This window comes from Kitasatospora sp. NPDC057015 (genome assembly GCF_042673745.1).
In the GTDB taxonomy this organism is placed as follows: Bacteria; Actinomycetota; Actinomycetes; order Streptomycetales; family Streptomycetaceae; genus Kitasatospora.
On the sequence record NZ_JBHUSG010000024.1, the window covers coordinates 103,980 to 124,515 of the forward strand.

A 20,536-nucleotide genomic window follows, 5' to 3' on the forward strand; every position below is an offset into this window, starting at 1 on the left:
CCGACGCGGCTCTGCGACACGGCTGTCTGGTACCGGGCTTCGGGGTGGCCGCCGCGGTGACACGAAGAGGGTGTTCGCGACCACGGGCGGGACGCCGCTGCCATCTTCCCAGACTCGCGTCCCGGGTCCACCAAGGGCCCGCCAGTCGGACGCCCGGCTCCCGCATGCTACGAACGGATGACCGCTCACGGCCCCGGAGGCTGAGGACCGCGTCAAGGTTGGCCCGCTATCCTGCGGCCGTGGACTACAACCAGCTAGCCGTCAACCTGCTTGACGCAAAGTCGCTGATCTCGTCGCTCGGTGCGATCGGGCTGATCGCGATCATCTTCGCGGAGACCGGCCTGCTGGTCGGTTTCTTCTTCCCCGGGGACTCGCTGCTGATCCTGGCCGGTGTGGCCTCCTCCAGCGCGGCCTCCTCGGTGCTCGGCGAGGGTGCCCGCCTGCCGATCGCGGCGCTGCTGATCGGCGCGCCGATCGCGGCCGTCGCCGGGGCGCAGCTCGGTCACCTGATCGGCGTCCGGGTCGGCCCCCGGCTCTTCGACAAGCCCGAGTCGAAGATCTTCCGCCGCGAGTACGTGCTCAAGGCCGAGGAGTACTTCGAGAAGTTCGGCCCGGGCAAGGCCGTGGTGCTGGCCCGCTTCATGCCCATCGTCCGGACCTTCCTCAACCCGGTGGCCGGCACCCTGAAGATGCCCGCCCGCACGTTCCTGCTGTGGAACGTCGTCGGCGGCGTGCTGTGGACCGAGTCGATGCTGCTGATCGGCTACTTCTTCGGCGACGCGCTGGCGCCGGTGATCGACAAGTACCTGATCCCCGCCGTCCTGCTGATCGTCCTGCTCTCGGTCTCGCCGATCTTCGTCGAGGTGCTGCGCGAGCGGAAGAAGAAGAAGGCCGGCGGCGCGGCCGCGGTCGAGTCGCCCGAGTCGCTGCCGGCCGGCGGGCGCCACCGCCGCGGCTGACCGCCGCGGCGGTCCGGCGGGCAGGTACGGCAACGAGGAAGCCCCGTGCTGTTTCACGTGAAACAGCACGGGGCTTCCTCGTTTGCCCGGGGCGGCCGGGCGGGCCGGTCTCAGCCCAGGTCGAGGTCGGCCAGGTTGTACGCGGTGTAGTAGGGCAGGCCGGTCGCCCGGACGGCCTGCTCGCCGCCGCGCTCCACGATCACCGCGACGCCGACCACCTCGGCGCCCGCCTCCTGCAGGGCCTCGACGGCCGTCAGCACCGAGCCGCCGGTGGTGGAGGTGTCCTCGACGGCCAGCACCCGGCGGCCCTTCACGTCCGGGCCCTCGATCCGGCGCTGCAGGCCGTGCGCCTTGCCCGCCTTGCGGACGACGAAGGCGTCCAGCTTGCGGCCGCGGGCGGCGGCGGCGTGCAGCATGGCGGCGGCGACCGGGTCGGCGCCCAGGGTCAGCCCGCCCACCGCGTCGTACTCCAGGTCCGCGGTCGCGTCCAGCATGACCTTGCCCACCAGCGGCGCCGCCTCGGCGTCCAGCGTGATGCGGCGCAGGTCGACGTAGTAGTCGGCCTCCAGCCCGGAGGAGAGGGTGACCTTGCCGTGCACGACGGCCTTGTCCTTGATCTGTGCCAGCAGGGCGTCGCGGTCGTTGCTCAGGTCGGTGCTCATGGACAGCCAGTCTAGAGCCCGGGACACGGCCGGACCGCCGGGCACACCCGCCCGCGGGCGCGGCGCCCCGGGCCGTCGCGGCGCCCCCGCCCCGGCCGGTCAGCGCCGGCGCAGCACCCGGACGAGCACCACCGCGCCGCCCAGCAGGGCCACCCCGCCGCCGATCATCCACGGCACGGCCGCCCGGCCGCCGGGGACGGACCCGCCGGCGCCCTCGCCGCCCCAGCGCGACGCGGCCCGGGCCCGCGCGCTGCGGGCGGGCAGGGCCGGGGCGTACGGTCCGCGCGGCGGGGCGTGGTCGACCTCCTCGGCGGAGCGGCCCACGATGCTGCGCCGCACCGGGCCGGAGAGCACCGGATCCTGGTCGTAGTCGTACGGCACGTCGGCGGAGGCGTTGGCGGGCCGGCCGGTGTCGCCCTCGGCGCCGGTGGGCAGGCCGAAGCGCTCGGCGTCGGCGTCCGAGAAGGCGATCAGGTCGGACAGGTCGTCGTCCAGCGAGTCGCCGTCGAAGTCGTCCGCGAAGTCGTCGGCGAGGGCCTCGGCGGCGGCCTCGCGCTCACTGTGCCCCTCGTCCTCCTCCGGGCCGGCGGGGACGTCCTCGCCCGGCGCCCCGCTGCGGGGCTCCTCGGCACCCGGGGCGCGGTCGTCCAGGAACAGCACGGTGGCGCCGGGGCCCTCGGCGGCCTCGTCCAGGCCCTCGTCGGTCTCGTCCTCCTCCGGCAGCTCGTCGCCCTCGGAGGCCAGCGCGGCGGCGAACCGGTCCAGCAGCCGGCGCCCGGCCGTGGCCAGGGACTCCGCGTCGAACTCGGCGAGCCGCCCGCTGGCGCTCAGGTCGCCGGTGAAACGGATGGTCGCGGTGGCGGGCTCGGCCCCGGCGTCGCCGTCGAGGCCGCCCTCGCGGACCGAGATCCGGACGGTGGCCGTGGCCTCACCGCCGCCGCGGGCCTCCTGGCCCTCGGCGAAGGCCGTGAGCACGCCCTCCCGGCCCTCGATCAGGGACAGCACGCCCCGGTACGTGATCGTCGAGCTGCCGATCCGCAACCGGAGCCGGCCGCTGATCTCCTCGGCCTGGCCACTGCCCGCCGCGGCCGGCTCGGTGCTCAGACCGGGCACGCAGCGGGCCAGCAGGGCCGGATCCTGCAGGGCCTGCCGGACCAGTGCGGCCGGCCTCGGTACGACAACCTCATGCTCCATGTCTGCGAGCCTACCCACCGCACCGGGCTCTGCGGGTGCTCCGGGCCCGTGCGCCGGTGGCGACTGCGCCCGGGCGGCCCCGGGCCCGCCGGTTCCGGGGCCCGCGCGCGGTCCGGTCCGGGGGAGTGCGGCCGGCCGGCGTCAGTGCGAGCCGAACACGGTGGAGGGCTCGGGGGGCGGCGCGGGCCGGTCGGCGGACAGCCGGTCGGCGGCGGCGCGCAGCCCGGCCGTGGTCAGGGAGCGGGGGAGCGGGGCGTCCCCGGCCAGCGAGAGGTCGGGCGGCCCGACGGCGGCCAGCAGGAAGCCCTGCGGGCCGGCCGGGCCGCAGCTCCCGGGCGGCGGTGCCGGGACGCCGTACGGCAGGGTCTGCAGGCCGGCCGCGCGCAGGCCCGCCTCGACCGGCCACAGGCCGGGCCCGGAGGAGCCGACCCGGACGGCGAGCCGCCCGCCGGGGGCGAGCAGCCGGGCGGCCAGGCCGAGGAACTCGCGGGAGCGGAACTTCACCGCGCGGGCGTCGGGCGGCGCCGGCAGGCCGGAGAGGATCACGTCGAACGGGCTCTCAGAACGACCGCCGGACGGGCTGCGCAGCCACTCCATCGGATCGGCATGGGTGATCCGCACCCGGGGGTCGTCCAGCGAGTGCCCGCCGAGCGCGGCGAGCGCGGGGTCGCTGCGGGCCAGCGCGGTGAGGGCCGGGTCCAGCTCGACCAGCCGGACGCTGCGCACGCCCGAGTGGCGCAGCACCTCGCGCAGCGCGAGTCCGTCGCCGCCGCCCAGCAGCAGCACCCGGGTGTCCCGGCCGCCGCCCATGGCGGGGTGCACCAGGGCCTCGCTGCCCCGGTACTCCTGCGGGCCGCAGACGGCGGGCCTGCCGTCCAGGTAGAGCCGCAGCGGTTCCCCGTCGCCGGAGTCGGAGCCCGGCCCGGGGCGGGTGCCGTCCGGGCCGGTGAGCACGATCTCCTGGTAGCGGGTCTGGGCGGCGAAGCGGACCTGCGCGCCGTACAGGGCCTGCCGGGCGGCCCGTTCGATCGCGCCGGAGAACGCGGCGGCGGCCGCGAGGGCGACCAGGACGAGACCGCAGCCCGTCCAGAGCAGGGCGCGGGCCCGGGGCTGCGGCTCGTCGCGGAACAGCCACAGCACCACCGCACCGCCCGCGACCGCGTTGACGGCGCCGGTGACCAGGGCGCCGGTGGCCTGGCCGAAGGCGGGCAGGATCAGGAAGGGGAAGGCCAGCCCGCCCACCAGGGCGCCCACGTAGTCGGCCGCGAAGAGGTCGGCGACGGCCCGGCCGGCGTGCTCCCGGCGGATGCGCTGGATCAGGGTCATCAGCAGCGGGATCTCGGCGCCGATCAGGATGCCGATGACGCCGGTCAGGGCGACGATCGCGGCCTGGTAGCCGCCGAACCGCGCCCACCAGACGTGCAGGGTGAGCACCGAGAGCCCGCCGACCAGGGCGAGGGCGCACTCCACCAGGGCGAAGGCGGTGGCCGGGCGCCGGGTGAAGCGCTTGGCGAGCAGCGATCCGAGGCCCATCGCGAACACCATCACGGAGAGCACCACGGAGGTCTGGGTGACTGAGTCCCCGATCAGGTAGCTGCCGAGCGCGACCAGTTCCAGCTCGTAGACCAGCCCGCAGGCCGCGCAGACGAACGCGGCCAGCAGGACGGCCGGCCGGGCCAGCCCCGGCCTGGTCCGGGGCCTGCTGCGCCGGCGGGCGGTCAGCCGGGTCAGCGGCCGTCCGCCCCCCGCCGGGCGTCCGCCGCCGTCGGTGCCGCCGGCCGGGCCGGCGTCGGGTTCGAGGACCGGCTGAGCGGGTGGACCCGCCGGATGGTTGATCACGAACAAACGCTAGGCGACGGATGATGCGGATGGCTGCGTCCATCCGGTGGACAGCGCGGTGCGTCCGGTTGACGGATCGTTCCTGCGTGCGAATCGGCGGCCGCCCCCGTCATCGGCCGCGGACCACCAGCGAGGACCGGGTGCAGACCAGCCGCCCCTCCTGCGGGTAGGCGTGCCAGGTGCGCCAGAGCAGCCGGTCGGCGTCGCCCTGGGTCATCAGCGCCGTGAAGGCGCTCGGGTCGCCCGGGAAGACCCCGGCGAGGCCGCGCGGATGGCCCTCGACCAGCGCCAGCAGCTCCTGGGCGCGGGCGGCGAAGTCGTGCGGCGGCATGGCCTCGATCCGGGCCGCGAACTCGTACTCCCAGCCCGCGACCTGCTTGGCGACCCGGGCCGGCAGCGGGGTGCGCCGGCCCGGCAGGCAGGCGACGGTCTCCAGGCACTCGCCGGGGCCGGCCGCGATCAGCACCTGGTGGGAGGCGCCGAGCAGGCGCAGCTGCAGCGTGCCGGTGGCGCCGGGCCTGTCGACGCCGCCGATGCTCAGGTCGCGGACGGCGAGTGCGGGCAGGGGTTCGCCGCCCAGGCACCAGGCCAGGTCACCGGCGCGGGTGTCGGTGTAGGAGGTCTGCAGTGTGGTGAGCATGCTCGGCTCCGCGTTTCAGCTCCGTGCGCGCCCGCCGTGCAGCGTCCGACTAGGCCGAAGACGAGGCTGTTCGAGGCTGTGCGGTCCCGGGCGCGGCCGACCGTGGAAGGAAGGATTCCGGCTGGAGATTCAGCAGCAGAGAAGCATGAATACGCCGGGTCCGTCGGTGATTTACCCAACTTTGTCAAGCATTCACCGTTTCGGGCACGGGCGCTTCCCCGGTCCGATCGCTCCGGTGCGCGCCTGTGTTCGGTGTGCGCCCCCTTGACCGGAGCGTGCGCCGCGCAATTTGGTTGTGCGCCCCCGGATTCCACGCCCGGCGCACCGCTCCTGTTCGACGTGCGCCCGGTCCGGCGGACTGCCCCGGCCGGTCCTGCGGGTACTGCCGTCCGAGTGGCGGCCGACCCCGGGCCGCTGCGGAAGTGACGGCGCCACTGGCATATGACCATGCGTCAGATCGCCTGCGCCGGAAGGCCGCCGGCCGCCTGCGACGGCACGGCGGGAGGCCGCCTGCGACGGCACGGCGGGAGGCCGGGTGCGCGCCGGAGCGCGACTCCCCGGCGCCGGCCCGGGCCGACCGGGAGCCCCGGCCGGCCGCTGCCGGCGCGGACCGGACGGCCGGGGCCGCGACCCCCGGGAGTCGCGCTCCGCTCAGAGCCGGCCGAGCCGCTCGACGGCCTCCTGGAGCACCGCGTCCTGCTTGCAGAAGGCGAACCGGACCAGGCTCCGGCCGGCCTCGGCGTCGTCGTAGAAGACCACGTTGGGGATGGCGACGACACCGCAGCGCGCGGGCAGGGCCCGGCAGAACTCCATGCCGTCCTTCTCGCCCAACGGAGTGATGTCGGTGGTGATGAAGTACGTGCCCTCCGGCCGGAATACCCGGAAGCCGGCCGCGGCCAGGCCGTCGGCGAGCAGGTCGCGCTTGCGCCGCAGGTCGGCCCGGAACCCGGCGAAGTACTCGTCCGGCAGGCGCAGCGCCTGCGCGACGGCGTACTGGAAGGGGCCCGCGCTGACATAGGTGAGGTACTGCTTGGCGGTGCGGACGGCCGCGACCAGCGGCGCGCTCGCGGTCACCCAGCCGACCTTCCAGCCGGTGAAGGAGAAGGTCTTGCCGGCCGAGGAGATCGACACCGTCCGCTCGCGCATGCCCGGCAGCGCGGCGATCGGGTGGTGCGCGCCCTCGAAGACCAGGTGCTCGTAGACCTCGTCGGCGACCACCAGGAGGTCGTGCTCGACGGCGAGGGCGGCCACCGCGGCCAGCTCCTCGGGGGTGAGGACGGTGCCGGTCGGGTTGTGCGGGGTGTTCAGCAGGATCAGCCGGGTGCGCGGGGTGATCAGCGCCCGGAGCTCGTCCAGGTCGGGCCGGAAGGACGGGGCGCGCAGGGTGAGCGGCACCCGCCGGGCGCCGGCCATGGCGATGCAGGCGGCGTAGGAGTCGTAGAACGGCTCCAGGGCGATCACCTCGTCGCCGGGCTCCAGCAGGGCCAGCAGGGCCGCGGCGATGGCCTCGGTGGCGCCGGCGGTGACCAGGACCTCGGTGTCGGGGTCGTAGCCGAGGCCGTGGAAGCGCTGCTGGTGCTCGGCGATCGCGGTGCGCAGTTCGGGGATGCCGGGGCCGGGCGGGTACTGGTTGCCCCTGCCGGTGAGGACGGCGTCGGCGGCGGCCCGGGCGATCTCGGCCGGGCCGTCGGTGTCGGGGAAGCCCTGGCCGAGGTTGATCGAGCCGGTGGCGGTGGCCAGGGCGGACATCTCGGCGAAGATCGTCGTGCCGAGGCCCTCCAGTCGGCGGTTCAGCAGCGGCCTCGTACCCATACCGGATCCTCCTGGGCTCGTCGTCGGGCTCATCCTGCGGGCATCGCGGCGCCCGGGACAAGTCCGGACGGGCGCCGGACGCGACGACGGCCCGCCCCCGGGGGGACGGGCCGTGCGGGCGGTGCGGGTCGTGCGGGCGTGCCCCGACCGTCCGGAGTCGGCGCGGACTCGGCGCGGAGTCGGCTCAGGACTCGTCGGAGGCGTCGTCCTCGGGGGTGCCCTCGTCGCCCTCGATGTCCTTCTGCAGGCCGAGGCGCTCGACGATCCACTGCTCGAAGCCGACCGCGGCCTGGGTCCAGTTGGCGGTCGTCGTCACGAAGTACTCCAGGTTCACGCCGGTGCCGACGATCATCTGGGACTCGCCGATCAGGCGGACCACGCCGTCCTCGTGCGTGTGGGTGTAGACCTTCGGCCAGAGGGTCTCGCGGTTCCACTCGTCGATCAGGTCGAGGATCTCGCCCTTGTCCTCCAGCGGGTACGAGCGGTCGTAGAAGGCGCGGACCGCGAAGAGCTCCTTCTGGTCGCCGCGGAACATGTAGTAGACGCGGAAGCCGTCCCAGGGGGCGGTGAGGTCGCCCTCCTCGTCGACCACGTGCTTGAGCTGCATCTGGTCGAGCAGCTGCGCCACGAGGGCCTGGTCCGGCACCACCACGGGCGGCGGGCCGGCCGGCTGGCCCTGGCCGGGCTGACCACCCTGCGGGCCCTGCGGGACGCCGAACGACGGGATGGACGACGGGTCGATACTCATGGGAGGTCCTCTTCTCAGTGCACATGGGTGGTCGGCAATGAGAGGCCGCCCTTCCACGTCCCATCCTGCCTCATCCGGGGCGCCAGACACAGGGCTGCCCGGAGCCGGACCGCCGGTCGGCGCGGGTCCTCGTGCCGGTGCGCCCCGGCCGGGCGGGCCGCCCCCGAGGGGGCCCGCCCGGCCGGCACGCTACTTCTGCAGCGGACCCCGGGCGCGGACGGCCAGCCGGTCGCCGTCCTCGTCGCGGTCGACCACCACGGTGTCCCCGTCGTGGACCTGGCCGGACAGGATCGCCCTGGCGAGCTGGTCACCGATCGCCGACTGCACCAGCCGGCGCAGCGGCCGCGCGCCGTACGCGGGGTCGTAGCCGGTGAGGGCCAGCCAGTCCCGGGCGGCGGGGGTGACCTCCAGGGTGAGCCGGCGGTCGCGCAGCCGCTCGCCGAGCCGGTCGACCTGCAGGTCCACGATCCGGGTGAGCTCGGCGGTGCCCAGCGGTTCGAAGACCACGATGTCGTCCAGCCGGTTGAGGAACTCCGGCTTGAAGGTGGCCCGGACGGTGTCCAGGACGAGCTCCTTCTTGCGGTCCTCCGGGGTGTTCGGGTCGATCAGGAACTGCGAGCCGAGGTTGGAGGTGAGGATCAGGATGGCGTTGCGGAAGTCCACCGTCCGGCCCTGCCCGTCGGTGAGCCGGCCGTCGTCCAGCACCTGCAGCAGCACGTCGAAGACCTCGGGGTGCGCCTTCTCCACCTCGTCGAGCAGGACGACGCTGTACGGGCGCCGGCGCACCGCCTCGGTCAGCTGGCCGCCCTCCTCGTAGCCGACGTAGCCGGGCGGGGCGCCGACCAGGCGCGAGACGGAGTGCTTCTCGCCGTACTCGCTCATGTCGATCCGGACCATCGCCCGCTCGTCGTCGAACAGGAAGTCGGCCAGGGCCTTCGCGAGTTCGGTCTTGCCGACGCCGGTCGGGCCGAGGAAGAGGAAGGAGCCGGTCGGGCGGTCCGGGTCGGCGATCCCCGAGCGGGTGCGGCGCACCGCGTCGGAGACGGCCTGCACGGCCTCGCGCTGGCCGATCAGCCGGCGGCCGAGCTCCTCCTCCATCCGCAGCAGTTTGGCGCTCTCGCCCTCCAGCAGCCGGCCGGCCGGGATGCCCGTCCAGGAGGAGACCACGTCGGCCACGTCGTCCGGGCCGACCTCCTCCTTGACCATCGACTGACCGGCGTCTTCGTCGGCGGCCCGCTCCTGGGCCTCGGCGAGCTCGCCCTCGGCGGTCGGGATCTCGGCGTACATCAGCTTGGAGGCGCGCTCGAAGTCGCCGTCCCGCTGGGCGCGTTCGAGCAGTCCGCGCAGGTCGTCGAGGCGCTCCTTGAGCTCGCCGACCCGGTTGAGGCTCTTCTTCTCCTGCTCCCAGCGCGCGGTCAGCACGCTCAACTGCTCGTTCTTGTCGGCGAGATCGCGGCGCAGCCGGGCCAGGCGGTCGATCGACGCGGGGTCGGACTCCTTCTCCAGGGCCAGCTCCTCCATCCGCAACCGGTCGACGGCGCGCTGGAGTTCGTCGATCTCGACCGGGGAGGAGTCGATCTCCATCCGGAGCCGGGAGGCGGCCTCGTCGACCAGGTCGATCGCCTTGTCGGGGAGGAAGCGCGAGGTGATGTAGCGGTGGGAGAGGGTCGCGGCGGCGACCAGGGCGGCGTCCGAGATCTGCACCTTGTGGTGGGCCTCGTAGCGGCCCTTGAGGCCGCGCAGGATCGCGATGGAGTCCTCCACCGAGGGCTCGCCGACGATGACCTGCTGGAACCGGCGCTCCAGGGCCGGGTCCTTCTCGATCCGCTCGCGGTACTCGTCCAGGGTGGTGGCGCCGACCATCCGGAGCTCGCCGCGGGCCAGCATCGGCTTGAGCATGTTGCCCGCGTCCATCGCGGAGTCGCCGCCGGCGCCCGCGCCGACCATGGTGTGCAGCTCGTCGATGAAGGTGACGACCTGGCCGTCGCTCTGCTTGATGTCGTTCAGGACGGCCTTCAGCCGCTCCTCGAACTCGCCGCGGTACTTGGCGCCGGCGACCATCGCGCTGAGGTCCAGCGAGACCAGCCGCTTGCCGCGCAGCGACTCGGGCACGTCGCCGGCGACGATCCGCTGGGCCAGGCCCTCGACCACGGCGGTCTTGCCGACGCCGGGCTCGCCGATCAGCACCGGGTTGTTCTTGGTGCGGCGGGAGAGCACCTGGACGACCCGGCGGATCTCCTGGTCGCGGCCGATCACCGGGTCGAGCTTGCCGTCGCGGGCGGCCTGGGTGAGGTCGGTGCCGTACTTCTCCAGCGCCTTGTAGGTGCCCTCCGGGTCCTGCGAGGTGACCCGGCCGCTGCCCCGGACGTCCTTGAACGCGGCCAGCAGGGCCTTGGCGGTGGCGCCGTGCCGGCCGAGCAGGTCGGCGACCGAGCCGCCCTCGGCGGCCAGGCCGACCAGCAGGTGCTCGGTGGAGAGGTACTGGTCGTCCAGGTCGTCGGCCCGCCGGCCGGCCTCGGTGAGCACGGCCAGGGTGTCGCGGGCGAGCTGCGGTGCGGCGACCGTCGAGCCGCTGGCGCTGGGCAGCGCCGCCAGCAGACGGCGGGCCTCGGCGGTGACCTGGCCGGCGTCCGCGCCGACGGCTTCGAGCAGCGGCTTGGCGATGCCCTCGGGCTGTTCCAGCAGGGCGAGCAGGATGTGCACCGGCTTGACGTCCGGGTTCCCTGCTGTGCCCGCCTGCCGGATCGCGGCGGACAGGGCGTCCTGCGTCTTGGTGGTGAACTTGCTGGCGTCCACTGCTGGTTCGTCCTCCTGTGCGTCGGCGGTCGACTGTCGGCCCCGGTACGTCGGCGCCCGCTGCGGCGGTGCCGGCGGGGCCCGGGCCGGTCTGTCGGGGAGCATCGCTCCTGATGGATACAGCATGCACTAAGTTGAGTCTATTCCGCTCAACTTTGGGTGAACAGCTCGGGCGGGCACCGTGCCGGCCCGTCCACCGGCCTGTCCACCGGCTCGTCCACGGGCCGTTTCACCGGAGCACCCGCCCGCCTCAGTTCGTCCGTCGGGTGAGTCCGAGCAGCTCCCGGGCCGGGCCCGAGGGCCGTTGCCCGGCCGGCCAGACCGCGCGCAGCGGACGCCGCAGATCCAGCCCCTCCACCAGCGGGACCGCCACCAGCCGGCGGGTCGCCAGCTCCTCCACCACCGCCAGCTCGCTCAGGCAGACCGGCCCGGCGCCGGTCATCGCAGCCGCCTTCAGGGCCGTGGACGAGGCCAGTTCCATCAACGGCCGGGCCGCGCCGCCGTAGGGCGCCAGCGCCATCTCCAGGACCTCCCGGGTGCCCGAACCGGGCTCGCGCAGCACCAGGGCGGTCGCCGCCAGCTCCGGCCCGGTCACCGGCGCCCGGCGGCGGGCCCAGGGGTGGTCGGGGGCCACCACCACGACCAGCCGGTCGGCGGCCACCACCGTGCCCGAGAGGCCGGCCGCGGTGGTCGGGCCCTCCACGAAGCCGAGGTCCGCCTCGCCGGCCAGCACGTGCCCGGCGACGTCCGCGGAGTTCGCCGTCCGCAGCGTCACCGAGGTCCGCGGACTGGCTCCGTGCAGGGCCAGCAGCCAGCCCGGCATCAGGTACTCCGCCACGGTCAGGCTGGCCACCACCCGCAGCCGGGCGTCCCGGTGCTCGCGCAGCGCGTCGATCCCGGCGTCCAGCGCCTGGGCCGCCTCGACCACGTTCCGGGCCCACTCCACCACCAGCCGGCCGGCCTCGGTCGGCTTGGAGCCCCGGGGCGAGCGCTCCAGCAGGGCCACCCCGATCTGCCGCTCCATGCCCTTGATCCGGGCGCTCGCGGTCGGCTGGCTCACCCCCAGCTCGGTGGCCGCCCGCCCGACGCTGCCGAGCCGTGCGACCGCGAGCAGCAGCTCCAGCGCGCCGAGCTCGGGGACGTGCGAGGAGAGAGGCATAGGCCCAGGCTATGCGCTCATAGAGCCGCGGGCGCTACCGGCGCCACCCCCGCCCGGGCACGGTGGTGCCATGGCCACCCTCACCATCGCCCGTCCGTCAGCCGGCCACCGCCGCCTCCCCCAGCTCGCCGGGCTCGGCCCCAACTGGTACGCCGCCGTCATGGGCACTGCCATCGTGGCGAACGGGGCCGCCGCGCTGCCCGTCCGCCCGCCGGGCCTGATCGGCTTCGGCCGGCTGTTCTGGGCGCTGTCCGTCGCCGCCCTGCTCACCCTGGTCGCCGCGCGACTGGTCCACCTCACCCGGCACCGCGCCGCCGCCCGCGCCGACCTGTTCGACCGGCCCGCCACCGCCGTCTTCTACGGCTGCCCGCCGATGGCGCTGCTCGCCGTGGGGGCCGCCACCCTGACCTTCGGCCCGCGGGTGGTCGGTGCCGGTCCGTCGCTGGCCGCCGCCGCGGCGCTCTGGATCGCGGGCACGGTGTACGCGGTGGCGGTCGCGGCCGGCATCCCGTACCTGATGATCACCCGGCACCGGCTCGCCGCCCAGGACGCCAACCCCACCTGGCTGCTGCCGGTGGTCGCCCCGCTGGTCGCCGCCGCCACCGGCCCCGCGCTCGTGCCCCACCTGCCGGCCGGCTTCTGGCGGGCGGCGCTGCTGCACGGCTGCTTCGCGCTGCTCGGCGCCGGGCTGCTGGCCACCCTCGCCCTGCTGCCCGTGGTGATCACCGGGCTGCTGCACAGCAAGCCGCCGGCGCCGGCCCTCACCCCGGCGCTGTTCCTGGTGCTCGGCCCGCTCGGGCAGTCCACCACCGGGACGGCCGCGCTGGCCGACGCCGCCCGCCCGGTCGCCCCCGCGCTCGCCCCCGCCGCACTCGCCCTGTCGGAGCTGTACGGCGGCGCGGTGATGGGTGTCGCGATGCTCTGGCTGCTGGTCGCGGCGGCCGCCAACCTGCGGGCCTGGCGGGCCGGGATGCCGTTCGCGATGACCTGGTGGGCCTTCACCTTCCCGGTCGGGACCTGCGTCACCGGCGCCGCCGGCCTGGCCAGGCACACCGGCTTCGCGGGCTTCGGCGCGCTGGCGGTGGCGCTGTACCTGGCCCTGCTCGCCGCCTGGGCGGTCGCCGCGGTGCGGACGCTCGGCGGGCTGGCCGACGGCCGGCTGCTGCCCGCCTGAGCGGCGGCCCGGTGGGGTTCCGCCCGTCCGGGCGGAACCCCACCGGAGCCCGGCCGGGCCGTGGCTCAGGCGTCGAAGTCCGTGCCGCGGCTGACCGGCTCCCAGGCCAGCAGCTCGGCGCGGGCGGCGTCCTGGTTCGCCAGGATGGCGTCGGTGGCGTCGTTGCCCAGCGCCAGCCGCAGCGGGGTCCGCTCGTCGGCCAGCGCGGCCAGCACCGCCGCCGCGGCCTTCGCCGGATCGCCCGGCTGCAGGCCGTCGCTCTGCGGCAGCCCCTCACGGACCGGGCCGACCGTCTCCGCGTACGCCTCGATCGCCGCGGACTGCAGGAGCGCGCCGCCGCCCGCGAAGCCCGTCCGGAACGAGCCGGGCTCCACGATCAGGACCTTCACCCCGAACGGTGCGACCTCCAGCGCCAGCGCCTCCGAGAGCCCCTCCAGCGCGAACTTGGTCGCCGAGTAGGCGCCGACGCCGGCGAACGAGAACCGGCCGCCCATGCTGCTCATCTGCACCACCGCGCCGGATCGTTGGCGCCGCATCGCGGGCAGCACCGCCCGGGTGAGCGCGGCCGGGCCGAAGAAGTGCAGGTCCATCAGGTCGCGCAGTTCGCGGTCGGTGTTCTCCTCGACCGCGCCGATCAGACCGCGCCCGGCGTTGTTGACCAGCACGTCGATCCGTCCGTACCAGAGCAGCACCTCGGCCACCACGGCGGTGATCCGCGCCGGGTCGGTGACGTCCAGCTCGACCGGGACGACCCGGTCGGGGTGTTCGGCCACGAGGTCCTTGAGCGCCTCCGGGCGGCGGACCGCCGCCACCACGGTGTCGCCGGCCGCGAGGGCGGCCCCGGTCAGCGCCAGGCCGAAGCCCGAGGACGCGCCGGTGATCAGCCAGACCCGGCCGGCCGCCTCGCGGGTGGTGGGGTGAGTGTTCGTCATGTTCTGCTCCTCGTCAGCCGGTTGCTGGATCCAGTGAGCCATCCGCGGGCGTCCGGAGTCCAAGACACAGGTTCCACGGCCCGATAGAGCCCGCTTATGATCGCCGCGTGGAGCTCCGGCAACTGCGGTACCTCGTCGAGATCGCCGACCAGGGCAACCTGGGCCGGGCCGCCGAGCGGCTCTACGTGAGCCAGCCGGCGCTGTCGTACGCGCTGCGCAACCTGGAGTCGGAGCTGGGCCTGCGGCTCTTCGACCGGCACTCCGGCGGCGTGCGCGCCACCCCCGCCGGCCGTGACGTGGTGACCGAGGCCCGCCGCACCCTGCTCCAGGCCGAGCGGGTGACCGCTGCCGCCGCCCGCCACCTGCGCGGCGAGACCGGGGTGCTGCGGGTCGGCTTCGAGGCCAGCGGCGCGGGCGAGTTGACCACCCGGGCGCGAGCCGAGTTCGCCCGCCGCCACCCGGGCGTCCGGGTGACGCCCAAGCGCTTCGACTGGAGCGAGGAGGCCGCGGCGCTGCGGGACGGCCGGGTGGACGTCGCCTTCGTCTGGCTGCCCGCCGATCTCACCGGCCTGCACGCCGAACTCGTGCACACCGAACGCCGGGTGGTCGGTCTGCCGGCCGGGCACCCGCTGGCCGGCCGGGCGGACGTCTCCGTCCTGGAGGTCGGCGACGAGCCGCTGATGTGGACCGAGCGGGCGCCGCGCGAGTGGGTCGACTGGTGGGCCGTCAACCCGCGGCCGGACGGCTCCGCCCCGCGCTGGGGCCCGACCAACGACAACGTGGAGGAGATGCTGGAGCAGGTGGCCGACGGCGCCGCCATCTGCTTCGCTCCCGCCAGCATGGCCCAGTACTACGGCCGCCCGGACCTCGCCTGGGTGCCGCTCGCCGACGTGGAGCCGCTGCGGGTGGTGCTCGCCTGGCCGGCCGGGACGGACGACCCGCTGGTCCGGGGCTTCGCCGAGGTCGTCCGTGAGCTGGCCGCCGCGGGTGTCTGAGCTCCGCCGCCGGGGATCCGGCCGTCCTGCGGCGCCGGGCCGGTACGGAGGAGCGTCGGACGGCCCCGAAGTTGACAGCTGGGCGACAAAGATTGGCATATGCCATCACTCGATGTACCAGATGCGCTACGATCCGTCATGTGTGATCTTGGCGCGGACGAGCCGGGACGACCCGGGGACGGGCGGGGACATGGGGGACGAGCACACCGGCACCGGCCGCCCGGTCCTGCCGGGCCACCCGGGACGGCCGCCGTCCGGGCGCCCCACCCACGGTCGACCGCCACCGCCGGCGACCGGCCCGGCCGCGACGGCTCCGCACCGAAAGCCCCGATCATGACCTCTGCCCTGCTGCCCCCCGCCGGCCGGATCGAGCGCCCGTACCGCGACCCGCTGCGCCGCGACCCCCTCTACCGCGAGGTGCTGCGCTGCCGCGACCGGCTGGCCCGCCGGCTGACCGCCCGGGTGGGCTCCGACGGCCTGCTCCGCGCACCGTGCGAGAGCAGGGTGCTGGAGTCCGCACTGGCCCTGTGGCTGCTGACCGAGGAGCAGGCCGCCCCGAAGGCGGTGGGCCGCCTCACCCGCTACCTCCGGGACACCCTCGCCGGCCGCCCCCCGGACGCCCTCCAGAGCGCGCTCGGCCGGGCCGCGCTCGGCCTCGCCGTGCCCGGCGAGGTCCCGGCCGCCCTGCTCGACTCCATCGACCACTTCACCGCCGACCGCAAGCGCCTGATGTTCCGCACGCTGCTGGCCGAACTCGGCGCCGCGGAGTTCCCCCCGGTCCGGCCGGACGCCTACGAGGTGCCCGGTCAACAGAGCTGGCTCCAACCGGAGATGACCGCGCTGAAGGTGCTGGCGGCGTACGGCACCGGCGCCCCCGGGCTGGTCACCGCCCGGGACTGGGCCCTGCTCGCGCCGGCCGCCCGGCCCGGCCCGGCCTGGGAGTGCAACAACCTGGCCCGCCTGCTCGGACTGCTCGCCCTGCGCAAGCACCCCGGCCACCGGCCCGCCGTGCGGCGCGTCCTCGGGGACGTGCAGGCCGCACTGGGAGCCGACGGCGGAATGCCGTTCATCACCGGCCTGGGCCTGTTCGCCACCGCCACCGCCGGGCTGGCCCTCGTCCGCAGCGGATACGCGGGCCCGCTGGTGGACAGCATGGCCGAGGCCCTGGCCGCCCGGCAGAACGTCGACGGCGGGTTCGGCTTCCATCCCGGCGTGGCCCAGAGCGACGTCGACGACACCTCGTACGGCATCGAGTTCCTGCGCGGAGCCGGCGCGGCCCGGCACCGGCGGGTGATCGGCGCCGCCGAGTGCTACCTGCTGGCCCGGCAGAATCCCGATGGCGGCTTCCCCACCTATGCGCGCGACGTCCCCTCGGAGATCGCGATGACCGCCGGGGCGGTGAACGCCCTGGCCGCGGACCCGGCGCACGCGCGGGTGGTCGAGCGCGGCATGCGCTTCATCGCGGCCGGCCAGCGCCCCGACGGCAGCTTCGAACGCGGCTGGAGCCGGAACACCTCCAACGCGGTGTTCCGGGTGTCCCTGGCCTGCGACGCCGTCCGCGGCAACCGGGCCGCCCGTGCCGGTACGGGCCCCGCCGGCCGCCTCACCTGGCGGACGGACCTCGGCGCGATCAGGCGGCGGGCCGTCGGGCACCTGGCCGAGGTCCGCAACGAGGACGGCGGCTGGGGCCACCGCCCCGGCGACCCCAGCGACCCGATCAGCACGGCCTACGCGGCGATCGCCCTCGGCGGCTCCCGGGAGCACCGCCCGATGCTCCGGCGCGCCGTCGAACTCCTGGTCAACTGCCAGCGGTCGGACGGCGGCTACCTCAGCCGCCCGGACCAGGCCGGCCCCCGGCCGCTGCTGTACGACGTCCCGGCGCTGGCCGACGCCAGCGTGCTGCTCGGCCTGGCCCATGCCACGGCCGCCCCGCCGGACGGTGACCGCCGGACGGTGACCGGTGCTCGGTGACCGGCGGCCGGCGCCGCGGTGGGCGGGCCGGCCGTGGGCGCGGCAGCCCGCGCGAGTCGTCCCGGCCCGGGCCGCGGACGGCGCACGAACGGGCCGCTGACCGGCGACGACCCCGGCTTCGGGGCCAATCCCCTCCGATTGGCTCTGGACGGCCGGCCCGCCCGTTTCGAGGATGACGCCATGACCTCACTTCCCCGGGACTGGCACCCCGAGAGCAGGGCAGTCCACCCACCCGTCGTCCCCGTCACCGGCAGCCGGCCGCTCGGCGTGCCCATCCACCAGGGCCACGTGTTCGCCTTCGACGACCCGGACGCGCTCGCCGGAGCGTTCGCCGACCCCACGGGCGCGTTCCTCTACGGACGGCTCGGCAACCCGACCGTCCGGACGCTGGAGCAGGCGGTGGCCGAGCTGGAGGGCGGCGCCGCCGCGCTGGCCGCCGCCTCCGGGATGGGGGCGATCAACTCGGTGCTGCTCGGACTGCTGCGCTCCGGCGACCACGTGATCGCGCAGCGGAGCCTGTACGGCGGCACCATGGCGATGCTCGGCGACCTCGCCGAACGCTGGGGCGTCGAGATCACCTACGTCGGCGGCGACGACGCCGAGGAGGTCCGGGCGGCCCTGCGCCCGCGCACCCGGCTGCTCTACCTGGAGACCGTCTCCAACCCGATGACCCGGATCTCGGACCTGCCGGCGCTGACCGCCGTCGCGCGGGAGGCCGGGGTGATCAGCGTGGTCGACAACACCTTCGCCACCCCGCTGCTCTGCCGCCCGCTCGAACACGGCGCGGACGTCGTCGTCCACTCGGCGACCAAGTACCTCGGCGGCCACAGCGACGTCCTGGGCGGGGTGGCCGTCTTCGCCTCGGCGGAGCTGCACGCCAAGGTCTGGCACCACGCCTGCGAGCTCGGTGCCTCGGCCGACCCCTTCACCGCCTGGCTCACCCTGCGCGGCCTGCAGACCCTCGCCCTGCGGGTCCGGCGGCACTGCGACAACGCCCTCGCGCTGGCCACCCGGCTGGCCGCCCACCCGGCCGTCGCCGCCGTGCACTACCCGGGGCTGCCCACGCACCCGGACCACGCCCTCGCCGGCCGGCTGCTGGACGGCGGCTACGGCGGCATACTCGCCTTCGAGCACGTCGGCGGCCGCGCCGCGGGCCAGGCCTTCGCCGGAGCCGTCCGGCTCGCGTCGCTGGCGCCGTCGCTGGGCGGCGTCCACACCCTCGTCATACACCCGGCGAGCACCTCGCACCGCCAGCTCGACGACGCCCAGCTGCACGCGGCGGGCATCGGCGCCGGGACGATCCGGGTCACCGTCGGGATCGAGCACCCCGACGACCTCTGGGCGGACCTCGAACAGGCCCTCGGCCAGTCCGGCTGACGGGCGCCGGAGCGGGCCCGGTCGGCGGCGTCGGGTCCGCACCGGGCCCGGCGGCTCCGCCAAGCGGCGGCCGCACCGCAGAAATAGGATGAGCGTGCACGGTCGCCGGGTGACCGGCCGGGCCGCGCCGCCGGTCCGCTGCGGCGGTCCGCCCGGCCGCGGACGCCGGATGCCGGCCGCGGCCGGCACGACCGGCCGCGCCCGTGACCCATGCCCCTGGGAGGGTCGATGACCCGACGCCGGCCCGCGAGCGCCGACGACCTGCTGAGCGAACTCGGGCGCCTCACCGCCGAGGCCCTGGAGCGGGCCGAACTGCAGCAGGCCCGGGTCGAACTGGCCCAGGCCCTGCAGCGCGAGCTGCTGCCGGGTGCGCTGCCCGAACTGCCCGGCCTGCGGACGGCGGCCCGCTACGCGCCCGCGCGCAACGGCCTGGACATCGGCGGTGACTGGTACGACGGCTTCCGGCTGCCCGACGGTGCGCTCGGGTTCTCCATCGGCGACGTCCAGGGCCACGACGTCGAGGCCGCCGCCTTCATGGGTCAGGTCAGGGTCGGCCTGCGGGCCGTGGCCGGCATCTCGGCCGACCCGGGCGAGGTCCTGGCCCGGGCCAACGAACTGCTGCTCTCGATGGACTGCAGCCTCTTCGCGACCTGCAGCTTCCTGCGCTTCGACCCGGTCCGCTGGGAGCTGTCCGACGCGCGCGCCGGGCACGTGCCCGCCGTCTGGGCCACCGCCGACGGCCGCAGCGGCATCGCGCAGGACGAGGGCGGGCTGCCGATCGGCATCCTGCCCGGTGAGGACTACCCGGTCACCCGGCGGGCGCTGCCGGTGCCGGGCGCGTTCGTCCTGCTGACCGACGGCGTGGTCGAGGGCCCGTCGTTCCCCATCGAGGCCGGCCTCGAAGAGGTCACCCGGGTGGTCCGGGAGGGCGTCGGCGCCGGCAGCGGGGCGCCGGGCGGCCCCGATCCCGCCGACCTGGCCACCGAGATCATCAAGGTCGCCGACCTCACCGGCCACCAGGACGACGCCGCCGTCCTGGTCCTCTGCCACGACGAGCGGGACCGCGAGCCGTAGGCCCGCCCCGACCCGCGGCCACCGACCCCGTACGCACCGGCCCGGTACGGCCGGCGGTACCGGGCGGTGCGGCGCCGGCACCCCCGGCCGCCCGCAGGGCCGGGTGGCGGAAGACGTCCGGCAGCGCGTGTCACGGCCCGGCGCCGGGCCGGCGCCGTTGTCTGATGACTGGTGTGGTGCGCAACGAGGAACTCCGTCGTCTCACCGCAGCAGGCCTGCGGATCCTCGCCGTCGCGGCCGCCTACTTCGTGGCCGGTCGGGTCGGACTGCTGCAGCAGGTGGTCGTCGGGGGCGCCAAGGTCACGCCCCTCTGGCCGCCCACCGGCATCGCCCTGGTCTGCCTGCTCATCCTGGGCCTGCGGATCTGGCCGGGCATCGCGATCGGCACCCTGGCGGTGATCGCCACCATCGGGCCGCTGAACGGCGCCTCCCTCATGATCGCCGCCGGGAACACCCTCGCCCCGGTCTGCGCCTGCCTGATACTGCGCCGGGCGGGCTTCCGGATCGAGCTGGACCGGCTGCGGGACGGCGTCTCCCTGGTCTTCCTCGGCGCGCTGGCCGGGATGCTGATCAGCGCGACCGTCGGCAGCCTCGCGCTGCTGCTGGTCGGCTCGCTGCCGGCCAGCGGCTTCTGCGCGACCTGGTCGGCCTGGTGGGTGGGCGACGCGATGGGCGTCCTGGTGATCGCGCCGCTGCTGCTCGTGCTCTACACCTTCCGCCGACCGGACGGCCTGCGGCCGTACCAGTGGGCCGAACCGCCGTTCCTGCTGGCGGCCACCTTCGTGGTGGCCCTGATCGGCACCCGGAGCACCCTGCACCTGCTGTTCCTGGTCTTCCCGCTGCTCATGTGGGCGGCGCTGCGCTTCCAGCTGATGGTCGCCGCCCCCTGCGTCCTGGTGATCTCGGTACTCGCCGGCTGGGCCGCGATCGACCACGTCGGACCGTTCGCCGGCCACAGCACGCTCGCCGTGATGTTCACCCTCCAGGCGCTGAACGGCGCGGCGGCGCTGACCGCGCTGCTGCTGGCCGCGCTGATCGCCGAACAGCGGAACACCTACCTGAGGATCGAGCAGGCCTGCATCGGACTGGCCGAGGTGGTGGCCCGCCTCGCTCCCGGGGAGGACCTCCACCGCTGGCCGCCGGAGGGCCAGGACCGGCCGCCGGAGGGCCAGGAGCGGCAGGGGAAGTCGCCCTGACGAGCGGG

General features: G+C 75.3%; 16 protein-coding genes. 7 read left to right on the forward strand and 9 right to left on the reverse strand.

Features of this window, described 5'->3' with window-relative positions; all coding sequences use genetic code 11:
• Positions 1-239: 239 nt before the first annotated feature.
• Complete coding sequence (locus tag ACFTWP_RS22600; protein ID WP_380266449.1) at positions 240-959, forward strand: DedA family protein; 720 nt, start codon at positions 240-242, stop codon at positions 957-959.
• Positions 960-1,069: 110 nt separating this feature from the next.
• Here ACFTWP_RS22600 and pyrE read toward each other — a convergent pair whose 3' ends face one another.
• From pyrE to ACFTWP_RS22640, 8 genes are all read right to left on the reverse strand, one after another.
• Positions 1,070-1,621 carry an orotate phosphoribosyltransferase gene (gene pyrE / locus ACFTWP_RS22605; RefSeq protein ID WP_380266450.1) on the reverse strand — a complete coding sequence of 184 codons (552 nt, stop codon included), beginning with the start codon at positions 1,619-1,621 and terminating at the stop codon, positions 1,070-1,072.
• A 99-nt stretch (positions 1,622-1,720) separates the two neighbouring features.
• Positions 1,721-2,815, reverse strand: coding sequence for a hypothetical protein (locus tag ACFTWP_RS22610; RefSeq protein ID WP_380266451.1), 1,095 nt, complete (start codon positions 2,813-2,815; stop codon positions 1,721-1,723).
• Positions 2,816-2,956: 141 nt separating this feature from the next.
• Complete coding sequence (locus ACFTWP_RS22615; RefSeq protein WP_380266482.1) at positions 2,957-4,546, reverse strand: polyamine aminopropyltransferase; 1,590 nt, start codon at positions 4,544-4,546, stop codon at positions 2,957-2,959.
• A 217-nt stretch (positions 4,547-4,763) separates the two neighbouring features.
• Positions 4,764-5,294, reverse strand: coding sequence for a DUF2617 family protein (locus ACFTWP_RS22620; RefSeq protein WP_380266452.1), 531 nt, complete (start codon positions 5,292-5,294; stop codon positions 4,764-4,766).
• Between the two features lie 651 nt (positions 5,295-5,945).
• Positions 5,946-7,106 (reverse strand): pyridoxal phosphate-dependent aminotransferase, encoded by a 1,161-nt coding sequence (locus ACFTWP_RS22625; protein WP_380266453.1) that lies wholly within the window; start codon positions 7,104-7,106, stop codon positions 5,946-5,948.
• Between the two features lie 184 nt (positions 7,107-7,290).
• Positions 7,291-7,854 carry a YbjN domain-containing protein gene (locus ACFTWP_RS22630; protein WP_380266455.1) on the reverse strand — a complete coding sequence of 188 codons (564 nt, stop codon included), beginning with the start codon at positions 7,852-7,854 and terminating at the stop codon, positions 7,291-7,293.
• Between the two features lie 189 nt (positions 7,855-8,043).
• Positions 8,044-10,650: an ATP-dependent chaperone ClpB gene (gene clpB, locus ACFTWP_RS22635; RefSeq protein ID WP_380266457.1), complete on the reverse strand. Its 2,607-nt coding sequence runs from the start codon at positions 10,648-10,650 to the stop codon at positions 8,044-8,046.
• A gap of 250 nt (positions 10,651-10,900) precedes the next feature.
• Positions 10,901-11,809 carry a LysR family transcriptional regulator gene (locus ACFTWP_RS22640; RefSeq protein ID WP_380266458.1) on the reverse strand — a complete coding sequence of 303 codons (909 nt, stop codon included), beginning with the start codon at positions 11,807-11,809 and terminating at the stop codon, positions 10,901-10,903.
• 70 nt (positions 11,810-11,879) lie between these two features.
• On the opposite strand from ACFTWP_RS22640, the gene ACFTWP_RS22645 reads away from it, so the two are divergent.
• Positions 11,880-12,983 (forward strand): C4-dicarboxylate ABC transporter, encoded by a 1,104-nt coding sequence (locus ACFTWP_RS22645; protein ID WP_380266459.1) that lies wholly within the window; start codon positions 11,880-11,882, stop codon positions 12,981-12,983.
• 65 nt (positions 12,984-13,048) lie between these two features.
• On the opposite strand, the gene ACFTWP_RS22650 is transcribed toward ACFTWP_RS22645, so the two are convergent.
• On the reverse strand, positions 13,049-13,915 hold the full coding sequence (locus ACFTWP_RS22650) for an oxidoreductase (protein ID WP_380266460.1): 867 nt from the start codon (positions 13,913-13,915) through the stop codon (positions 13,049-13,051).
• A gap of 107 nt (positions 13,916-14,022) precedes the next feature.
• Between ACFTWP_RS22650 and ACFTWP_RS22655 the strand changes: the two genes are divergently transcribed.
• The 5 genes from ACFTWP_RS22655 to ACFTWP_RS22675 all read left to right on the forward strand — a co-directional run bounded on the left by ACFTWP_RS22655 (position 14,023) and on the right by ACFTWP_RS22675 (position 20,528).
• On the forward strand, positions 14,023-14,910 hold the full coding sequence (locus ACFTWP_RS22655) for a LysR family transcriptional regulator (RefSeq protein ID WP_380266461.1): 888 nt from the start codon (positions 14,023-14,025) through the stop codon (positions 14,908-14,910).
• Between the two features lie 333 nt (positions 14,911-15,243).
• Positions 15,244-16,881 carry a prenyltransferase/squalene oxidase repeat-containing protein gene (locus ACFTWP_RS22660; protein ID WP_380266462.1) on the forward strand — a complete coding sequence of 546 codons (1,638 nt, stop codon included), beginning with the start codon at positions 15,244-15,246 and terminating at the stop codon, positions 16,879-16,881.
• A 180-nt stretch (positions 16,882-17,061) separates the two neighbouring features.
• The gene (locus tag ACFTWP_RS22665) at positions 17,062-18,258 is read left to right on the forward strand and encodes a trans-sulfuration enzyme family protein (protein ID WP_380266463.1); all 1,197 of its coding nucleotides are present in this window, start codon (positions 17,062-17,064) and stop codon (positions 18,256-18,258) included.
• Between the two features lie 228 nt (positions 18,259-18,486).
• Entirely contained in the window at positions 18,487-19,332 is an 846-nt protein-coding gene (locus tag ACFTWP_RS22670; protein WP_380266464.1) for a PP2C family protein-serine/threonine phosphatase, read from the forward strand.
• A gap of 173 nt (positions 19,333-19,505) precedes the next feature.
• A complete protein-coding gene (locus tag ACFTWP_RS22675; protein ID WP_380266465.1) occupies positions 19,506-20,528 on the forward strand; it encodes an MASE1 domain-containing protein in 1,023 nt (340 codons plus the stop codon).
• Positions 20,529-20,536 lie beyond the last annotated feature (8 nt).